The sequence below is a fragment of the Micromonospora maritima genome, assembly GCF_902825405.1.
In the GTDB taxonomy this organism is placed as follows: Bacteria; Actinomycetota; Actinomycetes; order Mycobacteriales; family Micromonosporaceae; genus Micromonospora; species Micromonospora maritima.
In genome coordinates this window covers 1-19,831 of the sequence record NZ_CADEAU010000047.1, presented here as the reverse complement: position 1 = coordinate 19,831, position 19,831 = coordinate 1, and the positions used below count along the sequence as shown (strand labels likewise).

Annotated in this window: 22 protein-coding genes and 1 tRNA gene; 8 read left to right on the top strand and 15 right to left on the bottom strand. The window is 73.1% G+C overall.

Annotation, left to right across the window (positions count from 1 at the left end):
- Window positions 1-132 precede the first annotated feature (132 nt).
- Entirely contained in the window at window positions 133-654 is a 522-nt protein-coding gene (locus tag HUW36_RS07890) for a DinB family protein (RefSeq protein WP_174527519.1), read from the bottom strand.
- A gap of 83 nt (window positions 655-737) precedes the next feature.
- On the opposite strand from HUW36_RS07890, the gene HUW36_RS07885 reads away from it, so the two are divergent.
- Window positions 738-944 (top strand): hypothetical protein, encoded by a 207-nt coding sequence (locus tag HUW36_RS07885; RefSeq protein ID WP_174527518.1) that lies wholly within the window; start codon window positions 738-740, stop codon window positions 942-944.
- Window positions 945-954: 10 nt separating this feature from the next.
- On the opposite strand, the gene HUW36_RS07880 is transcribed toward HUW36_RS07885, so the two are convergent.
- Both HUW36_RS07880 and HUW36_RS07875 read right to left on the bottom strand, forming a co-directional pair.
- Window positions 955-2,100: a polysaccharide pyruvyl transferase family protein gene (locus HUW36_RS07880; RefSeq protein ID WP_174527517.1), complete on the bottom strand. Its 1,146-nt coding sequence runs from the start codon at window positions 2,098-2,100 to the stop codon at window positions 955-957.
- A gap of 91 nt (window positions 2,101-2,191) precedes the next feature.
- A complete protein-coding gene (locus HUW36_RS07875; protein WP_174527516.1) occupies window positions 2,192-2,770 on the bottom strand; it encodes a TetR/AcrR family transcriptional regulator in 579 nt (192 codons plus the stop codon).
- Window positions 2,771-2,860: 90 nt separating this feature from the next.
- Here HUW36_RS07875 and HUW36_RS07870 point away from each other — a divergent pair, with 90 nt between their 5' ends.
- The 3 genes from HUW36_RS07870 to HUW36_RS07860 all read left to right on the top strand — a co-directional run bounded on the left by HUW36_RS07870 (window position 2,861) and on the right by HUW36_RS07860 (window position 5,468).
- Window positions 2,861-3,430 carry a dihydrofolate reductase family protein gene (locus HUW36_RS07870; RefSeq protein ID WP_174527515.1) on the top strand — a complete coding sequence of 190 codons (570 nt, stop codon included), beginning with the start codon at window positions 2,861-2,863 and terminating at the stop codon, window positions 3,428-3,430.
- Window positions 3,431-3,486: 56 nt separating this feature from the next.
- Entirely contained in the window at window positions 3,487-3,966 is a 480-nt protein-coding gene (locus HUW36_RS07865; RefSeq protein WP_174527514.1) for a MarR family winged helix-turn-helix transcriptional regulator, read from the top strand.
- A 74-nt stretch (window positions 3,967-4,040) separates the two neighbouring features.
- Window positions 4,041-5,468 carry an MFS transporter gene (locus HUW36_RS07860; RefSeq protein WP_174527513.1) on the top strand — a complete coding sequence of 476 codons (1,428 nt, stop codon included), beginning with the start codon at window positions 4,041-4,043 and terminating at the stop codon, window positions 5,466-5,468.
- Between the two features lie 24 nt (window positions 5,469-5,492).
- Here HUW36_RS07860 and HUW36_RS07855 read toward each other — a convergent pair whose 3' ends face one another.
- From HUW36_RS07855 to HUW36_RS07845, 3 genes are all read right to left on the bottom strand, one after another.
- Complete coding sequence (locus tag HUW36_RS07855; protein WP_174527512.1) at window positions 5,493-6,290, bottom strand: alpha/beta fold hydrolase; 798 nt, start codon at window positions 6,288-6,290, stop codon at window positions 5,493-5,495.
- Window positions 6,291-6,372: 82 nt separating this feature from the next.
- Window positions 6,373-7,863: an NCS2 family permease gene (locus HUW36_RS07850; protein ID WP_174527511.1), complete on the bottom strand. Its 1,491-nt coding sequence runs from the start codon at window positions 7,861-7,863 to the stop codon at window positions 6,373-6,375.
- A gap of 229 nt (window positions 7,864-8,092) precedes the next feature.
- Window positions 8,093-8,677 (bottom strand): helix-turn-helix domain-containing protein, encoded by a 585-nt coding sequence (locus HUW36_RS07845; RefSeq protein WP_174527510.1) that lies wholly within the window; start codon window positions 8,675-8,677, stop codon window positions 8,093-8,095.
- 79 nt (window positions 8,678-8,756) lie between these two features.
- Between HUW36_RS07845 and HUW36_RS07840 the strand changes: the two genes are divergently transcribed.
- Together HUW36_RS07840 and HUW36_RS07835 are read left to right on the top strand one after the other, a co-directional pair.
- A complete protein-coding gene (locus tag HUW36_RS07840) occupies window positions 8,757-9,725 on the top strand; it encodes an NAD(P)/FAD-dependent oxidoreductase (protein ID WP_174527509.1) in 969 nt (322 codons plus the stop codon).
- Window positions 9,726-9,800: 75 nt separating this feature from the next.
- Window positions 9,801-11,648, top strand: coding sequence for a glycoside hydrolase family 15 protein (locus tag HUW36_RS07835; protein ID WP_174527508.1), 1,848 nt, complete (start codon window positions 9,801-9,803; stop codon window positions 11,646-11,648).
- A gap of 6 nt (window positions 11,649-11,654) precedes the next feature.
- Here HUW36_RS07835 and HUW36_RS07830 read toward each other — a convergent pair whose 3' ends face one another.
- Window positions 11,655-11,990: a glyoxalase superfamily protein gene (locus HUW36_RS07830; RefSeq protein ID WP_174527507.1), complete on the bottom strand. Its 336-nt coding sequence runs from the start codon at window positions 11,988-11,990 to the stop codon at window positions 11,655-11,657.
- A 150-nt stretch (window positions 11,991-12,140) separates the two neighbouring features.
- On the opposite strand from HUW36_RS07830, the gene HUW36_RS07825 reads away from it, so the two are divergent.
- Window positions 12,141-12,644 carry a hypothetical protein gene (locus tag HUW36_RS07825; RefSeq protein ID WP_174527506.1) on the top strand — a complete coding sequence of 168 codons (504 nt, stop codon included), beginning with the start codon at window positions 12,141-12,143 and terminating at the stop codon, window positions 12,642-12,644.
- 278 nt (window positions 12,645-12,922) lie between these two features.
- Here HUW36_RS07825 and HUW36_RS07820 read toward each other — a convergent pair whose 3' ends face one another.
- The 4 genes from HUW36_RS07820 to HUW36_RS07805 are packed head-to-tail and all read right to left on the bottom strand — an operon-like array spanning window position 12,923 to window position 16,196.
- Window positions 12,923-13,894 (bottom strand): ABC transporter permease subunit, encoded by a 972-nt coding sequence (locus HUW36_RS07820; protein ID WP_174527505.1) that lies wholly within the window; start codon window positions 13,892-13,894, stop codon window positions 12,923-12,925.
- Window positions 13,891-14,790 carry an ABC transporter ATP-binding protein gene (locus HUW36_RS07815; RefSeq protein ID WP_174527504.1) on the bottom strand — a complete coding sequence of 300 codons (900 nt, stop codon included), beginning with the start codon at window positions 14,788-14,790 and terminating at the stop codon, window positions 13,891-13,893. Before HUW36_RS07815 ends, HUW36_RS07820 begins: the two co-directional genes overlap by 4 nt.
- On the bottom strand, window positions 14,787-15,182 hold the full coding sequence (locus tag HUW36_RS07810; RefSeq protein WP_174527503.1) for a GntR family transcriptional regulator: 396 nt from the start codon (window positions 15,180-15,182) through the stop codon (window positions 14,787-14,789). Before HUW36_RS07810 ends, HUW36_RS07815 begins: the two co-directional genes overlap by 4 nt.
- A 51-nt stretch (window positions 15,183-15,233) precedes the next feature.
- Complete coding sequence (locus HUW36_RS07805) at window positions 15,234-16,196, bottom strand: helix-turn-helix transcriptional regulator (RefSeq protein WP_174527502.1); 963 nt, start codon at window positions 16,194-16,196, stop codon at window positions 15,234-15,236.
- A 59-nt stretch (window positions 16,197-16,255) separates the two neighbouring features.
- Here HUW36_RS07805 and HUW36_RS07800 point away from each other — a divergent pair, with 59 nt between their 5' ends.
- The gene (locus tag HUW36_RS07800; protein ID WP_174527501.1) at window positions 16,256-16,999 is read left to right on the top strand and encodes an alpha/beta fold hydrolase; all 744 of its coding nucleotides are present in this window, start codon (window positions 16,256-16,258) and stop codon (window positions 16,997-16,999) included.
- A 507-nt stretch (window positions 17,000-17,506) separates the two neighbouring features.
- Here the strand turns inward: HUW36_RS07800 and HUW36_RS07795 are convergent.
- The 4 genes from HUW36_RS07795 to HUW36_RS07780 all read right to left on the bottom strand — a co-directional run.
- Window positions 17,507-17,578 (bottom strand) — tRNA-Val (locus HUW36_RS07795).
- A 79-nt stretch (window positions 17,579-17,657) separates the two neighbouring features.
- Entirely contained in the window at window positions 17,658-18,125 is a 468-nt protein-coding gene (locus HUW36_RS07790; protein ID WP_091572632.1) for a peroxiredoxin, read from the bottom strand.
- 43 nt (window positions 18,126-18,168) lie between these two features.
- Complete coding sequence (locus tag HUW36_RS07785; protein WP_174527500.1) at window positions 18,169-18,606, bottom strand: DUF3052 domain-containing protein; 438 nt, start codon at window positions 18,604-18,606, stop codon at window positions 18,169-18,171.
- 111 nt (window positions 18,607-18,717) lie between these two features.
- A partial coding sequence (locus tag HUW36_RS07780; protein ID WP_281357498.1) for an alpha-ketoacid dehydrogenase subunit beta occupies window positions 18,718-19,831 on the bottom strand: 1,114 nt, incomplete at its 5' end.

The following is a 19,831-nucleotide window of genomic DNA, read 5'->3' as shown; positions in this document are numbered from 1 at the left end:
GGGCTGATCGCCGCCCGGCTGCGCGGCGCCGCCCCGCTCGACGCGGCCCGGTACGCCGCCCGGGTGGCCGCCGCGGCGTGCACGCACGACGGGATGGAGTATCCGGACGGGCTGCTCCCGGCGCGCTGAGCCTCAGATCGCGCCGGTCTCGCCGTCGGTCAGCTCCCGCAGGATGTCGGCGTGACCGGCGTGCCGGGCGGTCTCCTCGATCAGATGGACCAGCACCCAGCGCAGCGACACCTCACCGAGCTGCGGGTGCGGCACCACGTGGTCGAGGTCGAACCGGGCGGCGATGGCCCGGGACCTGTCGCAGGCCGCCTCGTAGGCCGCGGTGAGCGCCTCCACCGTGTCGGCCGGGCCGAGCGTGAAGCTGGCGTCGGCCTCCTCCTGGGAGGTCAGGTAGACGTCGCCCGGTTCCGGGGCGAACAGCCGGCCGAGCCAGTTGCCCTCGACCAGGGTCAGGTGCTTGAGCAGCCCGGCCAGGGTGGTCAGCGAGGGCACCAGGCGCCGGCGGGCGTCGGCGTCGGGGAGGCCACGGGCCTTGCGCAGCACGGTGGCGCGGTGGAAGTCGAGGAACGCGTCGAGGATCGCCCGTTCGTCGCCCGTGCGGGCGAGGACCGGACCGAGTGTCGGGTCGATTGTCGGGTGCGCCATCCCCGGACCCTAGTCGCCACCGTGGGCCGCCCGCTGCCCCGTGATCCGCTGCGCGTCCCGGCCGGCCGGGGCAGGATGGGCGCATGGCTTCCACGGTGCACATCCCTCTGGTGGGCGGCACGGCCGACGGCGAGACCGTCACGGTCGAGCTGGACAGCAACGGCCGCCCACCGCTGACCCACCACCACCTCGGGCCGGGCGGGTTGGCGGAGGCGCAGATCTACGAGCTGGAGTCGGGTGACCGGCCGGACCACGAGTGGGTCTACACCTGGCGCGGCCCGGCGGTCTGACTCCTCGCGCTCACGCGGCCGGAGTCAGCGTCCGGGCCCGGATGCTGTCCAGCACGCTGCGGGTCACCTGCGAGGTCCCCCGCGCCTGGTCGCACACCTCGGCCACCCGCCGGGCGGTCTCGTCGGCCCGGGCCGACCGTTCGTCCCACAGCCGGTCCACCTCGGCCAGCAGCGGGCCCTCCACCTCCCGCTCCACGCCGCGCAGCGCCGGCACCCCGAGCCTCTGGGCCAGGTCGAAGACCTTGCCGGCGTACGGCAGCGGCAGGAACGGCGTGCCCATCATCGCCGCGAAGATCAGGAAGTGCAGGCGCATGCCGACCGCCAGGTCGAAGTGGCGCATCAGGCCGAGGATCTGCGCCGGCCGGTAGTCGCCGTGCAGGATCCGGCCCCGGTCGGCGGCGATCATGTGCGACAGCACCCCGTGCGAGTGCCGGATGTCGTCGCGCTCCATCGGCACGAAGAGCACGTACGCGTCGATCCGGTGCACCAGGAAGTCGCCGATCTGGGCGAGCAGCCGGTGGTAGCCGTCGACGTCGAGCCGCTCCGCGGCGCGGCCCGGCTCGCGCACGCTCAGGCCGACGAGCCGGGCACCGGCCGGCACGCCCTCCTCACGCAGCCACTGCGCCGGGAACTCCTCCGGTTCCAGCAGGAAGGCCGGATCGGCGGTCACGGTGATCGGGTTGACCAGGCCGGCCTCCTCCAGCACCATCCGCGACTCCTGGTCGCGGACGGTCACCTCGACCGCCTGCGCCAGGGTCTCGCGCACCATGCCGGTGTCCACTCCGTCGGTGAGCGGGCCGACGCCTACCGCGTAGGTGAGCAGCGGCAGCCCCCGCTCCTGGGCGACCCGGACCACCCGCAGGTAGCGCCGGGCCTCCTTGTCGTAGAGGATGCCGCCACCGCCCAGGATGAGCAGGTCGAGCTGGTTGAGCACCTGGGAGGAGTCGACCCGGCTGACGCCCTCCCACGGCACCGCCTCGACGTCGGGGTGCGCCAGCGCGGTGTGCGCCGGGTTGCGGGAGAAGACGATGATCCGCGCGTTCGGCTCGTGCTGGCGCAGGTCGGCCAGGAGACCCGTGAGGATCGCCTCGTCGCCGAGGTTGCGACCGCCGTACGAACCGAGCACGCCGATGGTCAGTCCGGTGCGATCCCGCATCCGTTGCTCCTTCCCAGGGACGTCCCGGCCCGCGTTCCCGCTGTCCGGGCCGGGATAACGTGCCGGGTCGGCGCCGGCTCGGCGAGGGCGCTCAGTCGGGGGCGGCGCCCACCAGACGGGAGACGAGGGCGCAGACCACCTGGTCGGGGTCGAATCCGGCGTCGATCGAGGTGGTGAGCAGGTCGAGCAGGAGCCCGTCGACCGCGTAGTGCAGCAGCGCGACCTCGAACGCCCCGCCGGGCAGGCCGGCGGCGACGTGGAAGGCGACGTCGTCGGCGTACCCCCGGCGGAGCACGTCGCCGAGCGCGGCCCGCAGCTCGGGACGGCGGGCCGCCTCCAGCCGCAGCTCGATCAGCGCCCGGGTGAGGTCGGGCTCGCGCGTGGTGCGCGCGACGATGTCGCGCAGGTAGTCGGTCGTCAGCGCGAGCGACGGCTCCCGGCGCCCCAGGTCGGCCAGTACCGCCGGGTCGGGCGCGATCCGGTCGAAGATCCGTTCGGCCAGGCCGGCGAGCAGCGCCGCCCGGGACGGGAAGTAGTTGGAGGTCGTGCCGGTCGGCACGCCCGCCTCGGCGTCGACCGCCCGGTGGGTCAGTCCGCGCGCGCCGGCGGCGGCGAGGACCGTCAGGCCGGCGTCGGCGAGCAGCGTACGGCGTTGCGGGTTCCTGGCCACGCGAACACCCTAACAACAACCACGACAGGTGTTGTACATTCGTCGCAGAACCACGACAGCCGTCGTGGACCACCGGACATCGGAGCAGGTTTGCGCAAGCTCGTGTACTTCGTCGCCAGCACCCTCGACGGTTTCATCGCCGCCCCCGACGGGTCCTTCGACTTCTTCCCGCTGGAGCCCGACGTCGCGCCCTACCTGGCCACCGAGTGGCCCCAGACGCTGCCCACGTTCGCCCACGCCCAGCTCGGCGTCGAGTCGCCGCCCGCCGGCCGCTTCGACACCGTGCTGATGGGCCGGGCGACCTACGAGCCGGGCCTGAAGCTCGGCTTCCCCAGCCCCTACGACCACCTGACGCAGTACGTCTTCAGCCGCTCCCTCGCCCCGGCCGACCACCCGGACGTGCGGGTCGTCGCCGGCGATCCGGTGCCGTTCGTCCGCGAGCTGAAGGAACAGCCGGGAGCCGACATCTGGCTCTGCGGCGGCGGCCAGCTCGCCGGCCAGCTCCTCGACGAGGTCGACGAGCTGGTGGTCAAGCTCAACCCGGTGGTGGCCGGCAGCGGCATCCCGCTGGTGGACCGGGGCTTCTCACCGAGCCGGTTCACGCTCACCGACACGCGCCCGTTCGACAGCGGCGTGGTGGTGCTGCGCTACGCCCGATGAGACGGGGCCGATCCGTGCCGGATGATCCGGCACGGATCCGTCGGTACGCTTGTGCCATGACCGCCATGGGCCCGACGCGCACCACCCCGGACCTGTCGTTCCTGCTCGACCACACGAGCCACGTGCTGCGCACCCGGATGGCCGCGGCCCTGGCCGAGATCGGGTTGACCGCCCGGATGCACTGCGTGCTGGTGCACGCGCTGCCGGAGGAGCGCACCCAGATCCAGCTCGCCGAGATCGGCGACATGGACAAGACCACCATGGTGGTGACCGTGGACGCGCTGGAGCAGGCCGGCCTGGCCGTCCGCCGCCCGTCGAGCGCGGACCGGCGGGCGCGGATCATCGCGGTGACCGAGGAGGGCGCCCGGGTGGCCGCGCGCAGCCAGGAGATCGTCGACCGGGTGCACGCGGAGGCGCTGGCCAGCCTGCCGGACGACGAGCGGGAGGTCCTCGTCCGGGCCCTGGAGCGGCTGGCCGCCGACCACCTGGCCACCCCGGTGCAGAATCCCCGACCGGTGCGCCGCGCCCGACAGTAGTTCTCAAAAAGATTGTCTGTAACGGAACTATCCGTTACGGTCCTCCTGTCGACCCTTCCGACAGGAGGACTCCCATGTCTCGCGGCCTCGCCCTCGGCGTGCTCGCCTCCGGCGCCCTGATGACCATCCTCGACGGCAGCATCGTCACCATCGCGATGCCCGCCATCCAGCACGATCTGGGCTTCACCCCGTCGAACCTGAGCTGGGTGGTCAACGCCTACCTGATCGCGTTCGGCAGCCTGCTCCTGCTCGCCGGCCGCCTCGGCGACCTGCTCGGCCGCCGCGCGACGTTCCTGGCCGGCACCGCGTTGTTCACCGCCGCCTCGGTGCTGGCCGGCGTGGCCGACTCCCCCGCCGTCCTGGTCGCCGCCCGGTTCCTCCAGGGCGTCGGCAGTGCCGCGGCGACCGCGGTGAGCCTCGGCATCCTGGTCACGCTCTTCCCCGGCACCGCCGAACGGGCCCGGGCGATCGCCCTGTTCAGCTTCACCGGCGCCGCCGGGGCGGCCATCGGCCAGGTCGCCGGCGGCCTGATCACCGACGCGCTCGGCTGGCACTGGATCTTCCTGATCAACCTGCCGATCGGGCTGGCCACGATCGCGCTCGCCACCCGCACGCTGCCGGCCGACCGGGGGCTCGGGCTCGCCGCCGGCGCCGACGTGGCCGGCGCGCTACTGGTCACCGCCGGCCTGGTGACGGGCATCTACGCGGTGGTCACGATCGAACGGTACGGGGCGACGTCGGCCCGTACCCTCGGGCTGGCCGCGCTCGCCGTCGCCCTGCTCGCCGGCTTCGTGCTCCGGCAGGCGACCGCGCGCCGGCCGCTGATGCCGCTGCGGATCCTCCGCTCGCGCGGCGTCGCGGTGGCGAACCTGGTCCAGGTCCTCACCGTCGCCGCGACCTTCGCGTTCCAGGTCCTGGTCACGCTCCACCTCCAGCAGGTGCTCGGCTACGACGCCACCCGCACCGGGCTGGCCCTGCTGCCGGCGGCGGTGACCATCGGCGCGGTGTCGCTCGGCGTGTCCGCCAGGCTCAACGGACGCTTCGGTGAGCGGGCCGTGCTGCTGGCCGGGCTGGTCCTGCTCGTCGCCATGTTCGCCCTGCTGGCCCGGGTGCCGGCGGACGGGAGCTACCTCGTCGACGTGCTGCCGGTGATGCTGCTCGCCGCCGGGTTCGGGCTGGTGCTGCCGGCGCTGACCGCGCTGGGCATGTCGGCCGCCCGCGCCGAGGACGCCGGCCTGGCCTCCGGGCTGTTCAACACCACCCAGCAGCTCGGCATGGCGCTCGGCGTGGCGGTGCTGTCCACCCTGGCCGCCGCCCGCACCGCCGACCGGATCGCGCTCGGCGACGACCGGGCCATCGCGCTGACCAGCGGCTTCCACCTCGCGTTCGCGGTCGGCGCCGGGCTCGTCGTGGTCGCCGCCGTCCTCGCGTACGCCCTGCTGCGCCCGCGCGTGCCGGCGGACGCCGCCCCGGCGGAGAACGCCGACGCGCTCGCCGCCTGACCCGGCCCTACCTGCCCACGCCGCTCACCCCGGGGCGCGGGCGGTGTGGGTGAGGAAGGGCAGCACCGCCGCCGGCAGCGCGGGCGACGCGACCACGTCCCGGTGGGTGAGCCCGGGCAGCACGGCCAGCCGGGACGCGGGCCGGTCGCCGCCGTCGCCGCCCGGGTCGCGGTGGCCGCCGCCGAGCAGGCCGTAGAACTCGGCCACGTGGCTCGTCGGGATCGCGTCGGCGTCGGCGAAGACCAGCAGCACCGGCATCGCCAGCGCGGCCACCTCGGCCGACCAGTCGTACTCGCGGCGCATCAGGTCGCCGCTCTTGGCCCAGAGCGTGGGCCAGTCCTGCGGCCGGGGCGCGACCCGCGCGTACCGCTCGTACGCCGGGGTGCCGCGCATCCGCTCGGCGGCCCGCTCGTCGTGGGCGGACATCACGGCCAGCGCCTCCGGGTACCAGCCGCGTCGCCGGCACGGCGCGGAGACCACGGCCAGGCGGCGGACCAGGGTGGGGTGCTGGATCGCGGTACGCAGGGCCACCCCGCCGCCGAGCGAGTAGCCGAGCAGGTCGACGGCGGGCAGGTCGAGCCGGCGCAGCAGGGCGGCCAGGTCGTCGGCCATCGCCTCGTGGCGCAGCGGCCGGTCCACGTCCGGGGTCCGGCCGTGCCCCTGGAGGTCGACCGCGATCAGCCGCCGGCGGGCGGCAAGCGCGGGGCGGACCGGCGCGAACGTCTCCGTCGAGCCGTAGCCGCCATGCAGGAGCACCAGCGGTCGGCCGGCGCCGTGCACGTCGTACCAGACCCGCCGCCCGCACACGTCCGCATAGCCCACCGGCTGATCCTGCCGCCGGGGGCCGCGCCACGGGTGCGTTTCCGGTGGCCGGGCCGACCGGAAACGCACCCGCCCGGCGCGGTCAGCTGACGCCGGTGACGGCCTTGACCAGGTTGATGCCGAAGTAGACCACGAACGCCACGGCGACCGCCCAGAGCAGCGGGTGGATCTGGCGGCCCTTGCCCTGCGCCACCCGGATCGCCACCCAGCTCACGAAGCCGGCGCCGATGCCGTTGGTGATCGAGTAGGTGAACGGCATCAGCGTCATGGTCAGGAACGCCGGCACGGCGACCCCGAGGTCGGTGAAGTCGATGTCCTTCACCTGGCGGATCATCAGCGCGCCGACCACCACCAGCGCCGGGCCGGCCGCCTCGCTGGGCACCAGCGACACCAGCGGGGTGAGCAGCAGCGCGCCGAGGAAGAGCACGCCGGTGACCACGCTGGTCAGGCCGGTGCGGCCGCCGTCGGCGATGCCGGAGGACGACTCCACGTACGTGGTGGCCGAGGACGCGCTGCCGGCGCCGCCGGCGACCGCGGCGACCCCGTCGACGAAGAGCACCTTGCCCAGGCGGGGCATGTCGGTGCCGTCCTCGGTGGCCAGGTTCGCCTGCTTGGCGAGCCCGACGGTGGTGCCCATGACGTCGAAGAAGTCGGCCAGCACCAGCGTGAAGACCAGCAGCAGCGCGGTCATCAGGCCGACGTTGGCGAACGCGCCGAACGAGACGTTGCCGAGCAGGTGCAGGTCGGGCTTCTGGATCAGCGGGTCCGGCAGGGTCGGCACGTTGAGCCGCCAGCCCTCCGGGTTGGGCTTGCCGTCGACGAACGCCGGGCCCGGCTTGGCGAGCGCGTTCACGATCACCGCGACCACCGTGGTCACCACGATGCCGACAAGCACGCCGGCCTTGACCTTGCGGGCCACCAGGATGCCGGTGACCAGCAGGCCGACCACGAAGACCACGGTGGTCCAGCCGCGCAGCGTGCCGTCGCCGCCGAGCTGCACCGGGACCGTGGTGCCGGCCGCGTCCGGCACGCGCCGGACCAGGCCACCGTCGACGAACCCGATCATCGCGATGAACAGGCCGATACCGGCGGCGATGGCGGCCTTCAGCTCGGCCGGGATGGCCCGGAAGACGGCCTTGCGGAACCCGGTCAGCACCAGCACGGTGATGATCAGGCCCTCGACGACCACCAGGCCCATGGCCTCGGCCCAGGACATCTGCGACGCCACCGCGTACGCCACGAACGCGTTCAGGCCCAGGCCGGTGGCGACGGCGAAGGGCACCCGGCCGACGACGCCCATCATGATCGTCATGACGGCGGCCACCAGGGCGGTGACGCCGGCGACCGGAGCGATGCCGAGCAGGTCGCCGTTCGCGTCCGGCGCGGTGCCGATGATCAGCGGGTTGAGCACCACGATGTACGCCATCGTGGCGAACGTCGTGAGCCCGGCGAGCACCTCACGCCGCACGGTCGAGCCGCGGTGGGTGATCTCGAAGTAACGGTCGAGGCGACCCCGCGGGGCGGGTTCGGTCGGCTCCACCGGGGCAGCAGGATCCTGCGTAGTCACGCTCATGGCGTGGCTTACTCCGTTCCGGGTTGGCCCGCCGGTCGAGCCGGACGGGCGGTGGGGGTGCAGCCGCCCCGGAGCGGTTGGCCCGGAGAACGTCGGGACGGCTGGGCTCCACGGACGCCGTGAAGCACTACGAAGCCGCGTCCCGGTTCGCGGGAGCGACTTCGCGCCGCCACCCTAACCGCCGGGTAACCTCGGCCGACCTGCCGCTGAGCGCGCGGCGTGGGCAGGATCACTCCCGGGCACGGGGGCGGGCGCGCAGGTGGGCGCGCTCGCCCTGGCTGCCGAAGAGGCTGAGGAACTCCACGCCCTCGGCGTCGGCGCGACCGAACCAGTGCGGCACCCGGGTGTCGAACTCGGCCGCCTCGCCCGGTTCGAGCACCAGGTCGTGCTCGCCGAGCACCAGGCGCAGTCGCCCGTTGAGGACGTAGACCCACTCGTACCCCTCGTGGGTCTTCGGTTCGGGCACGGCCCGGCCGCCGGCCGGGATGATCAGCTTGTACGCCTGGATGCCGCCGGGGCGGCGGGTGAGCGGCAGCATGGTCATCCCGTGCGCGGTGACCGGGCGCAGGTGGATGCGCGGGTCGCCGGTGGGCGGCGCGTCGACCAGCTCGTCGAGGGTGACGCCGTGCGCCCGGGCGAGCGGGAGCAGCAGTTCCAGCGTGGGCCGGCGGCCACCGGACTCCAGCCGGGACAGTGTGCTCACCGAGATGCCGGTGGCGGCGGAGAGGTCGGCGAGCGTGGTCTCCCGCTCGCGGCGCAGCGCGCGCAGCCGCGGGCCGACCGCGTCCAGCGCGCCGTCGAGGTCGTCGTCCATCCCGCCAGTTTGCCAGATCGGCAACAGAGTTTGCAGGAATGCGGCAGGCGATCGCAGGCTGGTCGCGGAGGTGGTCGAGATGACCGAGGTACGGATGGACCGCTACGAGGTACTGGTGGTCGGCGGCGGCGCGGCCGGCCTGAGCGGCGCGCTGATGCTCGCCCGGGCCCGCCGGTCGGTGCTGGTGGTCGACGCGGGCAGCCCGCGCAACGCCCCGGCCGACGGGGTGCACGCGCTGCTGGCCCGCGACGGCATGCCGCCGGCCGAGCTGCTGGCGCGCGGCCGGGACGAGGTGCGCGGCTACGGCGGGCACCTGCTCACCGGCGAGGTGCAGTCGGTGACCCGGGACGACGACGGGTTCGACGTGACCCTGGCCGGCGGTCGTCGGGTGCGCGCCGGCCACCTGCTGGTCACCACCGGCCTGGTGGACGAGCTGCCGGAGGTGCCGGGCCTGCGCGAGCGCTGGGGCCGGGACGTGGTGCACTGCCCCTACTGCCACGGCTGGGAGGTGCGCGACCGGGCGATCGGGGTGCTGGGCAGCGGCCCGCTCTCGGTGCACCAGGCGTTGCTGTTCCGGCAGTGGAGCGACGACGTGGTCTACCTCCGGCACACCGCGCCGCCGCTCACCGACGAGCAGGCCGAGCAGCTCGCCGCGCGCGGCGTGGAGGTGGTCGAGGGCGAGGTCGCGGCCGTCGAGGTCGCCGGGGACCGGCTGACCGGGGTACGCCTGCGCGCCGGCCGCACGGTCGCCCGCGAGGTGCTGACCGTCGCGCCCCGGATGGTGGCGCGGGCCGGGTTCCTGACCGGGCTGGGTCTGCGGCCGACGCCGCACCCGAGCGGGGCCGGCGAGCACGTGCCGGCCGACCCGACGGGGCGCACCGACGTGCCCGGGGTGTGGGTCGCCGGCAACGTGACCGACCTGTCGGCGCAGGTCGGGTCCGCCGCCGCGGCGGGCGCCTGGACCGCCGCGATGATCAATGCGGACCTGGTGGCCGAGGAGACCCGCCGGGCCGTCGAGACGCACCGGGCACGCGGCCGGGTGGGGTGACCGCGAATCGCGCCTAATCCGACAATTCTTCCCCTAGGTTGAAGGCGCAGGAGGCAGTCGACACCGGGGGGCGACGTGGAGAGCTATCCGGCGATCGAGGATCACGGGCTCATCGGGGACCTGCAGACCGCCGCGTTGGTGACCTGCGACGGGACCGTCGACTGGTTCTGCGCGCCGCGGTTCGACTCGCCGAGCATCTTCGCGGCGCTGCTGGACAAGGAGAAGGGCGGCTACTTCCGGATCGCCCCGCACGAGGTCAGGTACGTGACCAAGCAGCTCTACCTGCCCGGCACGCCGATCCTGATCACCCGGTTCATCAGCGCCGACGGCGTCGCCGAGGTGATGGACTTCATGCCTGTCACCGGCGAGCGGGCCACCGAGTCGCACCGCCTGGTCCGCATGGTCAACATGGTCCGGGGCAGCATGCGGTTCCGGGTGGAGTGCCGGCCCCGGTTCGACTACGCGCGGGAGCGGCACGAGCTGGAACGCCACCGCAACGGCTACGTCTTCCGCGGCCGCACGGCGTCGCTCACCTTCCACCCGGTGGACCCGGTCCGGCGGCTCATCTCCCAGACCGGCGACGTCCGGCTGGACAACGGTGACCTGGTCGCGTACGGCACGTTGAACGAGGGCGACACCGGCGGGGTGGTGCTGGAGACCGGCGGCACCGAGCCGCGCATCATCCCGCCCGAAGAGGTCCAGGGCATGTTCGAGTGGACCCGGGACTACTGGCGGCGGTGGGTCGAGCGGTCCCGCTACACCGGCCGGTGGCGGGAGATGGTCGAGCGCTCGGCCATCACGCTGAAGCTCATGACGTACGCGCCGACCGGCGCGATGATCGCCGCGCCCACCGCCGCGCTGCCCGAGCTGGTCGGCGGCACCCGCAACTGGGACTACCGCTACACCTGGGTACGCGACACCTCGTTCTCGGTGCACGCGCTTCTCGGCCTCGGTTTCACCGAGGAGGTCAGCCGGTACATGGACTGGCTGGACGAACGCATCCGCGAGGCCGGCGACCACCAGGACCCGCTGAAGATCATGTATCGGGTGGACGGCTCCTCCGACCTGCACGAGGAGGTGCTCGACCACCTGGAGGGCTACCGCGGCTCCCGGCCGGTGCGCATCGGCAACGGCGCCGCCGACCAGCTCCAGTTGGACATCCACGGCGAGGCGCTCTACGCCATGCACCTCGCCGACGAGCAGGGCATCCGGGTGTCGCACCAGGTCTGGAAGAGCACCGTCCGGATGATCGACTGGCTCTGCCACAACTGGGACCAGCGCGACGCCGGCATCTGGGAGAGCCGCCATCACCCCCGCAACTACACGTTCGGCCGGGTCATGTCCTGGGTGGCGCTGGACCGGGCGATCCGGCTGGCCAACCGCACCGGCCGGCCCGGTGACATGTCCTGCTGGACCGAACAACGCAACCGGATCTACAACCAGGTCATGGCCCGCGGCTACCACCGGGAACGCGGCAGCTTCGTGCAGGCGTACGACGAGAACGTGCTGGACGCCGCGCTGCTGGCCATGCCGGCGGTCGGTTTCATCACGCCCAGCGACCCGCTGTGGAAGTCCACACTGGCGTCGATCGAGCGGGACCTGGTCTCCGACAGCCTGGTCCACCGCTACGACCCGGTGCACTCCCCCGACGGCCTCCCCGGCCACGAGGGCACGTTCAACATGTGCACCTTCTGGTACGTCGAGGCGCTGGCCCGCACCGGCCGCCTGGACGACGCCCGGCTCACCTTCGAGAAGATGTTCACCTTCAGCAACCACCTCGGGCTGTACGCCGAGGAGATCGCCGCCACCGGTGAACAGATCGGCAACTACCCGCAGGCGTTCAGCCACCTGTCGCTGATCAATTCGGCGCTGGCGCTGAACGACCTGCTCGACGCCGAGGCCGAAGCCCGCCGCCGCCAGTAGGACCGCTCAGGACGGCACGGTCCCGACCCGGATCCGGTTGCCGTCCGGGTCGACGACCTCGAAGTCCCGCCCCCACTCCTGGCTCCGCACCTCGACGCCGCCGCAGGCCGCCGCCGCCGCGTCCACGTCGTCCACGTAGAGGTAGAGCAGCGTCCCGGGTCGGGCGTCCCCGGCGTGCTCGGACAGGTGGATCTCCATGCCGGGCCGGCCGATGCCGACGTAGCGCGGCAGATCGGGCGCGAACCGGTGCTCCCACAGGCGGGCGAAGCCGAGGCGGGCGTACCAGGTCGCGGCGGCATCGGCGTCGCGGACCCGCAGGATCGGCGCCAGTCGCTCGGTCATCCCGCGATTGTGCCAGCCCGGAGGGGTGTGGCGTTTCGGTCGGTATACCGCCGAGTCATGAATATGACCAGCAGTCATATCGCCCTCCGGGTCATTTCGCTCCGGGTCGCCCCAGGTGTCGATCGCGACCGATGCGGGCACCAGCACCGGATGGCGGAGGAGCGGGGGCCGGGGGCGGATCCGGTGGTGTTGTTCGCGTCGCGGTGGTGGCCGGCGGTGCTCGTCCCGCTCGGGATCCTGGCGGCGACGATCGCGGTCGGCCTCTGGCTGCACACCGCCTCGGTGCTCACCTACGGCGGACTCACGGCAGCCACCATCGTCGCGGCCTGGTACCAGCGTGACGGCGCGCTGCTCGCCGACGACCTCGGGCTGCTGGTCCGGCATCGCGGACAGGTCACCCGCAGCTATCGATGGTCGGAGATCCGCGAGGCCGGAATCGCCCGACCCGGCTTCGCCCGGCTCGCGCTCGCGGTGTTCCCGGAGGGCGGTCCGTGGGACGTGCCGGGGCCGAACAACGCCGTCATGGTCGGGCGGGTCTGGCAGTTGCGGGCGCCGGACCCGGCGACGCGGGACCGGGTGGAGACGCTCCTGCGCTCCCACGGCGTCCGGATCAGCGAGCCGCCGGGCCGACCCGAGCGCTCCCGCAGGCGCTGACGCGGTCACCGGCCCTCCCCCGCCCACCCGGACTCCCCAGTGGTCCGCCCGGACAACTCCGGGGCGAGCAGAAGGAGACGAGCCAGCGGGGGCAGGGTCGGATCGGCCGCCGCCGCGACGCGTGCGGTGCGGGTGAATCCCGCACCTCCGCGCACCGTCAGAACGTCCCGGATCGCTTGGATGAGTCCGCGCATGACAACGACCCTCGTAGCTCAACCAACCTTGAGGTCAAGCGCGCCCCTGCGACGGCCCCGGCAGCGTGAGGTCCGGCCAGGGCACTAGATCGTACGGCGTCGCACCCGCCAGACCACCACACCGATCAGCACCGCCGCGACGGCGAGGAACAGGGCCGTCTCGATGAGCTGGAACGTCCAGAACCGGTCGGCCGGGTGGTAGACCCCGAACCGCTGGACGCCCCGCGCGTGCAGGAACTGGTTGAGGTTGCTGCCCGCCCGGTCGGCGGCGGCCGCCAACTCGTCGTACTCGGCCCCGCTCAGCCTGCGCCCGGTGGCGTCCGCGTAGCCGCGTTCGATCACCCAGTCGGCGAAGCTCGGCAGGTGCCCCGCCCGGTCCGCCGAGCCGCCGGCGGGGACCGGCTCCATGGCGGTGAGCGGCCTGGCGTACGCGGGACGGGCCAGCAGCGCCACCGACATCCGGGCGGCGAGGAACGCCCCGAACGCGACGCCGAACGCGGGCAGGCTGCGCCGCAGGATCGCCCCCGCGGCGGTGGCGACGCCGAACGCGAACAGCGCGTACGCCACCGGAACGAGTCCCTCCAGGTCGAAGGCGTCGTACTGGAACCGTCCCTCCCACGCGTCGAACGGCTGACGGAACCAGGTGAGCACCGCGGTGAACGTCCCGGTGAGCGCGACGGTGACACCGGCCAGTGCCGCGAGCTTGGCCGCCAGCCAGCGCGTCCGCGGCACGGCCTGCGTCCAGGCGAGCTGCCAGGTGCCGTCCTCCAGTTCACGCGCGAGCAGCGGCGCACCGAGGAACGCACCGATGACGACGGGGACCAGGTAGAAGGCCGCCAGGAGGTTCTCGACGTACCCGTACTCCTCGTCGAGCCGGCGGAAGGAGGCGGCGCAGGCGTCGTTGACCCCCGCTTCTCCGGCACAGCGGGCGGGGCCGCCGGGGAACAGGTCGTGGGCCTGGGTCCCGAGCCCGACCAGGACGACGCCGAACAGGCCGACGAGCAGCCCCAGGACGCAGACCTCGGCCCGGTGCTGACGCCAGATCAACCACGTCACGCCGCCACCCCCGACGGGACCGTGGCGCTCGGCTCGGACGACCGGCGCAGGTACGCCAGCACCAGGTCCTCCAGCGCGACCGGCCGGGCCTGCCACCCGGGCGCGGCCGGGAGCCCGCCGTCGCGTACCAGCAGGGTCGTGTGCCGGTCACTGTGGACGGCCTCCACGACGGCGGCGGACCGGTCGAGGTCGTGCGTCGTACGCGGGCCGACGAGCAGCCGATGCTCGGCGAGGAGGGTGTCGATGTCACCGGTGAGGGTGACCCGGCCCTGGTCGAGCACGACCAGGTGGTCGCAGACGCGCTCCAGCTCGTGCACGACGTGGGAGGAGAACAGGACGGTCACCCCGTCCTCGGCCACCGCGCCCATGAGGACCTGCATGAACTCGTGCCGGGCCAGCGGGTCGAGGCTGGCCACCGGCTCGTCGAGGACGAGCAGGTCCGGCCGCTTCGCCAGGGCCAGCGCCAATGCGACCTGGGCCTGCTGACCGCCGGAGAGCGTGCCGGCCCTGCGGTCGAGCGGGATGCCCCGTTTCGCCAGCCGGCGCTCGGCCAGCTCCTGGTCGAACCGCAGGTTGCAGGACCGGCCGAAGCGGAGCATCTCGGCGACGGTGAAGCGCCGGTAGAGCGGATGGTCCTGGGCCAGGAACCCGACCCGGGACAGCGTCTGCGGCGTGCTGTCGGCGACGTCGTGGCCGAGGACCTCCACCGTGCCGGTGCTCGGCGCCAGCAACCCGACGACCAGGCGCAGCAGCGTGGTCTTGCCCGCGCCGTTCGGCCCGACCAGGGCGATCACACCGCCGGCCGGCAGGTCCAGGGTGCAGTCGCGCAGCGCCCAGCCCTTCCGGTACCGCTTGCCCACCCCGTCGGTGCGCAGCGCGAACCCGGTCGCCGTCACGCCACGTCCTCGCTCCTGGTCTGCTGGCGCACGGAGGCGACGAGCGCGTCGACCGCCTGCTCGTCGAGGCCGGCCGCGTAGGCGCGGCGCAGCCAGGTCGCCAGGCCGCGGCGCAGCGACGTGTACGTCGACGCGGACATCGCGGGCGACTGCTGCTCGTCGACGAACGTGCCCTGGCCGGGCCGGCCGGTGACCAGGTTCTCCTGCTCCAGCTGCCGGTACGCCTTGGCGACGGTGTTCGGGTTGATCGCCAGGTCCTCGACCACCTCGCGGATGAGCGGCAGGCGGTCACCGGGTTGGAGGAAGCCCAGCAGCACCGCCTGGCGGACCTGCTGGACGAGTTGCAGGTACGGCGGCACGCCGGAGTGGGTGTCGAGCCGGAAGACGAACACGGTGTCCCCTTACTGCTTTACTAGGAACATAGTAAAGCAGTGGATCGGCGGTCAAGGACTCCGGCGCGCGTCGGTGAGCAGTCGGGCGGCCAGGGCGCGTACCTCGTCCCTGAGTTCGTCCGGTCGCTCGATGGTGAACGGCCAGCCGAGCCCGGCGAGCATCTGTGCCATGCCGTCGAGCCGTTCGGCCCGGGTGGTGAGGCGCACTCCGCCGGGCACCTCGGCGAGGGTGCCGACCGAGGGCGGGATCCGTCGCTGCGCCTGCCCGAGGCTGGTGTGCAGGACCACGCAGATGTCGTGCGCGTACGGCACGGCCGCCAGACCGGCGAGGACCTGCGTGGTGGGATCGAAGTCGGCCGGGACGTCGAAGCTGCCCTGGACGGGACGGGCCGCCCCGATGCGGTCGAGCCGGAACGTCCGTACCGCCCCGCGGTCGTGGTCGTGACCGGTGACGTACCACCGGCCGGCGTGGAAGACCAGCCCGTACGGGTCGAGCTGCCGCTCTCCGGACAGGCCGCGCCAGGTGGTGTAGGCGATGCTCACCGGTCGCTGGTTCCGGGCCGCTTCGGCGAGCACCAGCAGCACCTCGATGCCGGGCGGGGCGGGCTTGCGGACCGGTGCGGTGAAGTCGACGGTGTCCAGCAGCGAATCGATCCGCCGGGCGAGGCCGGCCGGCAGCACCCGGCGGATCTTTCCGGTTGCGCTCTCGGCGGCCGCGCCTTCGGCGGTGACCAGCCCGGCCCGGGTGGCGGCGACGAGCCCGAGCATGACGGCGACCGCCTCCTCGTCGGTGAGCATGAGGGGCGGCAGCTTGTATCCGGGCGCGAGCCGGTACCCGCCGTACCGACCGCGCCGGGCCTCGACCGGGATGCCGAGGTCGGCGAGGTGCGCGGCGTAGCGGCGGACCGTGCGCTCGTCGACGCCCAGCCGACCGGCCAGGTCGGCGACGGTGAAGCCGCCACCGGCCTGGAGGATCTCCAGCAGCGCCAGGACACGCGCGGTGGGCCGGGCCACAGAAGTCCTCTTCTTAATCCGGGCGGAATCTGTCCAGAATTGATCGTAGCGTGTCCTGCATGACGACCTTCGTACTGGTTCCCGGCTTCTGGCTCGGCGCGTGGGCCTGGCGTTCGGTGACCGCCGCCCTGCGCGCGCACGGCCACGAGGTGTACCCGCTGAGCCTGACCGGCCTGGGCGAGCGCGCCCACCTGGCCCGCCCGGACACCGACCTCGACGTCCACGTCACCGACGTGGTCAACCTGCTGCGCTACGAGGACCTGCACGACGTGGTCCTCGTCGGGCACAGCTACGCCGGCGCGGTCGTGACGACCGCCGCCGCCGACCGCATGGCCGACCGCGTGGCCCAACTTGTCTTCGTCGACACCGGCCCCCTGCCCGACGGGTCGGCACAGGCAGACTTCAGCCCACCCGAGGAGCGTGAACGCAACGCGGCGGTGGTCGCCGAACACGGCGACGGCTGGCGGCTGCCACCCCCGCCGTGGGCCGAGCTGGCGGCGCACGCGCCAGACGTGGACGACTCGGTCGTCGCGCTGCTCGGCGAGCGGTCGGTGGCCCAACCGTGGGCGACCGCCACCGCCCCGGTGCGGCTCACCGGGGCGTGGGAGAAGCTGCCCCGCCTCGGCGTGCTGTCGAGCTTCACCGTCGAGCAGACGCGCCAGATGGCCGCCACCGTGCCGCTGTGCCGGCACATGGCCGGCAGTTCGTGGCGGTACGAGGAACTGCCGACGTGGCACTGGCCGATGCTCAGCCGACCGGCCGAGCTGGCCCGGATCCTGCACGAAGCCCGACCGACGGCATAGCCCGCGGCGCCCCGGGCGACCGCACCGAGGTCGCCCGGGCACCCGCCCTGCCCCCCGCGCACACTCCCTGCGATCGGCAGGCGCGAGCATCTCGGCACCCCGATGCGCAGCCGGACCGTCCCGCAGCTCGACGGACAAGTCCCGGAACTCCCACGACGTCGACGGCACGCCGCGCACTGGTGAGCCACCACGTCATCCCGCCATGTGCCGGCCCCCGAGGAGCATGGCGATCCGGCCGGTATACCGCTGAGTCATGATTATGACCAGCAGTCATATCGCTCTCCGGTCATATGGCTCCGGGCCGCCGCTAGTGTCGGTCGGGACCGATGCCGGCACCACCTTCGGACGGTGAAGGAGCGGGGCCGGGGCGGCCCGCAGGCTGGCCCGCCGCCCCGGCGGTCACCGGACGGTACGGCACGATCTCGGCCTTCCGGGTCGCGAAGGCGTCCTTGCTGTCACGCCCTGGGAAGCGATCTTCCCGGGGCGGTTCCCGCTGGTGCTGAAGGGTGGGCGCGGCAGGTTTCGAACCTGCGACCCCTCGCTTGTAAGGCGAGTGCTCTCCCACTGAGCTACGCGCCCGGAACGCCCGTACGGCGGGCCGGAGCGGCAAGCTTACCTGCCGGTCTCCGGCCCGGTCGAACGACGTGCCCGGGGTGGATCAGGCGGCGACGGCCTCGGCCAGCGCCTTGCGCCAGCCCTGCTGGTCGCGCGCCTCGCCGGGCATGTTCATCTCGGCGAACCGGACCACGCCGGCCTTGTCGATGACGAACGTGCCCCGGTTGGCGATGCCGGCGACCTCGTTGAACACGCCGTACGCCTGGGCGACCGCGCCGTGCGGCCAGAAGTCGGCCAGCAGCGGGAACTGGTAGCCCTCCCGGTCGGCCCAGATCTTGTGGGCGTAGACCGAGTCGACGCTGACGGTCAGGACCTGGACGTCGTCGTTCACGTACTCGTTGAGGTTGTCCCGCACCTCGCACAGCTCACCCTGGCAGATGCCGGTGAAGGCGAGCGGGTAGAAGACCAGCAGCACGGTCTTGCGACCGCGGAGGTCGGAGAGCCGGACCTCCTGGTTGTTCTGGTCCTTGAGCAGGAAGTCCGGCGCCTCGGCGCCAACCTCGATGGGCATGCGCGCTCCCTCGGGATCGGGTCTGGGAATGATCAGGAAGACCCTACTTCTTGCTCTTCGACCCGCGCCGCAGGACGAGGCGGGCGCCGCTCCAGTCGCGGCCCGCGTTGATGGTGGAGGTCTGCTGGAGGCCGGCGGTCTGCGCGCTCTCCGCGACCTCGCTCGGCTCGACGTGGCCGTCCCGGCCCGCCTTGGGCGTCAGGAGCCAGACCACCCCGTTGTCCGCCAGCGGCCCGAGGGCGTCGACGAGGAGCTCGAAGAGGTCACCGTCGCCGTCGCGGTGCCAGACCAGAACCGCGTCGACCACCTCGTCGGTGTCCTCGTCGACCAGGTCTCCACAGCGGTCAATCAGGGCGTCGCGGAGATCGGTGTCGACGTCGTCGTCGTAGCCCATCTCCATGACGACCATGCCCGGCTCGATCCCGAACCGGTCCGCCAGGCTGCGTACCCCGTCGGCGGCCTGACCAGCGGTCGCGCTCACTGTCGCGTGCCTCCTCATCTCATCCCTGCTCGCGGCGTCGTGCGACGCCGTCGCGCCCAGTCCACACAGTTGCGGCTCGCCGCGCAAGTGGCGCACCGGGTGGAACGGAATTTACCGTGCCAGCAGCGTACGGGCACCCTGGGTGATGGCCTCCTCCGAGACCAGAACCTGACGGGCAGCCGGACCTAATGGTACAAACGAGTCAAGTGCCGCCACCCGGCGCGCCGCGCCCACGTACCCGGTGTCGACGAGTGCGGACAGCACCCCCTCGCCCACCCCGCCGGAGCGCCGCGTCTCGTCCACCACCAGCACCCGGCCGGTCGCCGAGGCCTCCCGGATGATGTCGGCCACGGGCAGCGGGGCGAGCCAGCGCAGGTCCACCACGCGGGTGCCGATGCCCTCGTCGGCAAGCGTGGCCGCGGCGCGCAACGACATCCGCACCCCGTTACCGAAGGTGATGACGGTGAGGTCGTCGGCCGAACCGACCCCGTACACCCGGGCCCGGCCGACCGGCACGTGCCGGTTCGCCCAGGCGCCCGGCTCGGCGTACTCGGCGGTCCACTCGCCGTCGCCCTCGGCGTAGAGGTCGCGGGCGTGGTAGAGCGCGATCGGCTCCAGGAAGACGCACACACTGCCGTCCACCCGGGCCGCCGCCAGGCAGGTCCGCAGCATCGGCGCGGCGTCGTCCGGCCGGGCCGGCACCGCGATCACCAGCCCCGGCACGTCGCGCAGCACCGCCACCGAGTTGTCGTTGTGGAAGTGGCCGCCGAAGCCCTCCTGGTAGGCCAGGCCGGCCACCCGCACCACCATCGGGTTGCGGAACGCCCCCCGGGAGAAGAAGCGCATGCTGGCCGCCTCGCCCCGCAGCTGGTCCTCGGCGTTGTGCAGGTACGCCAGGTACTGGATCTCCGGCACCGGCAGCATGCCGGCCAGCCCGGCGCCCAGCCCGAGCCCGAGGACCGAGGTCTCGTCGAGCAGCGTGTCGAACACCCGGGCCGCGCCGAACCGGTCCCGCAGTCCCTTGGTCACCCCGTACACCCCGCCCTTGGCGGCGACGTCCTCACCGAACACCGTCACCCCGGGGTCGTCGAGCATGCCGTCGGCCAACGCCGCGTTGATGCTCTGCGCCAGCGTCAGCGGCCCGGTCAGCTCCGGCGGCTTGCCGCCGAACGCCTCCGCCCGGGCCGCGGCGCCCGGGCCCGCCGCCCGGGTCGCCGCCTTCGCG

What these genes read in the sequence shown, in the direction of transcription:
- HUW36_RS07850 (WP_174527511.1), bottom strand. Translation starts at nt 7,863, where the DNA reads ATGAGCGTGACTACGCAGGATCCTGCTGCCCCGGTGGAGCCGACCGAA.
- HUW36_RS07865 (WP_174527514.1), top strand. Translation starts at nt 3,487, where the DNA reads ATGACCGCCATGGGCCCGACGCGCACCACCCCGGACCTGTCGTTCCTG.
- HUW36_RS07885 (WP_174527518.1), top strand. Translation starts at nt 738, where the DNA reads ATGGCTTCCACGGTGCACATCCCTCTGGTGGGCGGCACGGCCGACGGC.
- HUW36_RS07830 (WP_174527507.1), bottom strand. Translation starts at nt 11,990, where the DNA reads ATGACCGAGCGACTGGCGCCGATCCTGCGGGTCCGCGACGCCGATGCC.
- HUW36_RS07845 (WP_174527510.1), bottom strand. Translation starts at nt 8,677, where the DNA reads ATGGACGACGACCTCGACGGCGCGCTGGACGCGGTCGGCCCGCGGCTG.
- HUW36_RS07800 (WP_174527501.1), top strand. Translation starts at nt 16,256, where the DNA reads ATGACGACCTTCGTACTGGTTCCCGGCTTCTGGCTCGGCGCGTGGGCC.
- HUW36_RS07890 (WP_174527519.1), bottom strand. Translation starts at nt 654, where the DNA reads ATGGCGCACCCGACAATCGACCCGACACTCGGTCCGGTCCTCGCCCGC.
- HUW36_RS07880 (WP_174527517.1), bottom strand. Translation starts at nt 2,100, where the DNA reads ATGCGGGATCGCACCGGACTGACCATCGGCGTGCTCGGTTCGTACGGC.
- HUW36_RS07860 (WP_174527513.1), top strand. Translation starts at nt 4,041, where the DNA reads ATGTCTCGCGGCCTCGCCCTCGGCGTGCTCGCCTCCGGCGCCCTGATG.
- HUW36_RS07825 (WP_174527506.1), top strand. Translation starts at nt 12,141, where the DNA reads ATGGCGGAGGAGCGGGGGCCGGGGGCGGATCCGGTGGTGTTGTTCGCG.
- HUW36_RS07840 (WP_174527509.1), top strand. Translation starts at nt 8,757, where the DNA reads ATGACCGAGGTACGGATGGACCGCTACGAGGTACTGGTGGTCGGCGGC.
- HUW36_RS07790 (WP_091572632.1), bottom strand. Translation starts at nt 18,125, where the DNA reads ATGCCCATCGAGGTTGGCGCCGAGGCGCCGGACTTCCTGCTCAAGGAC.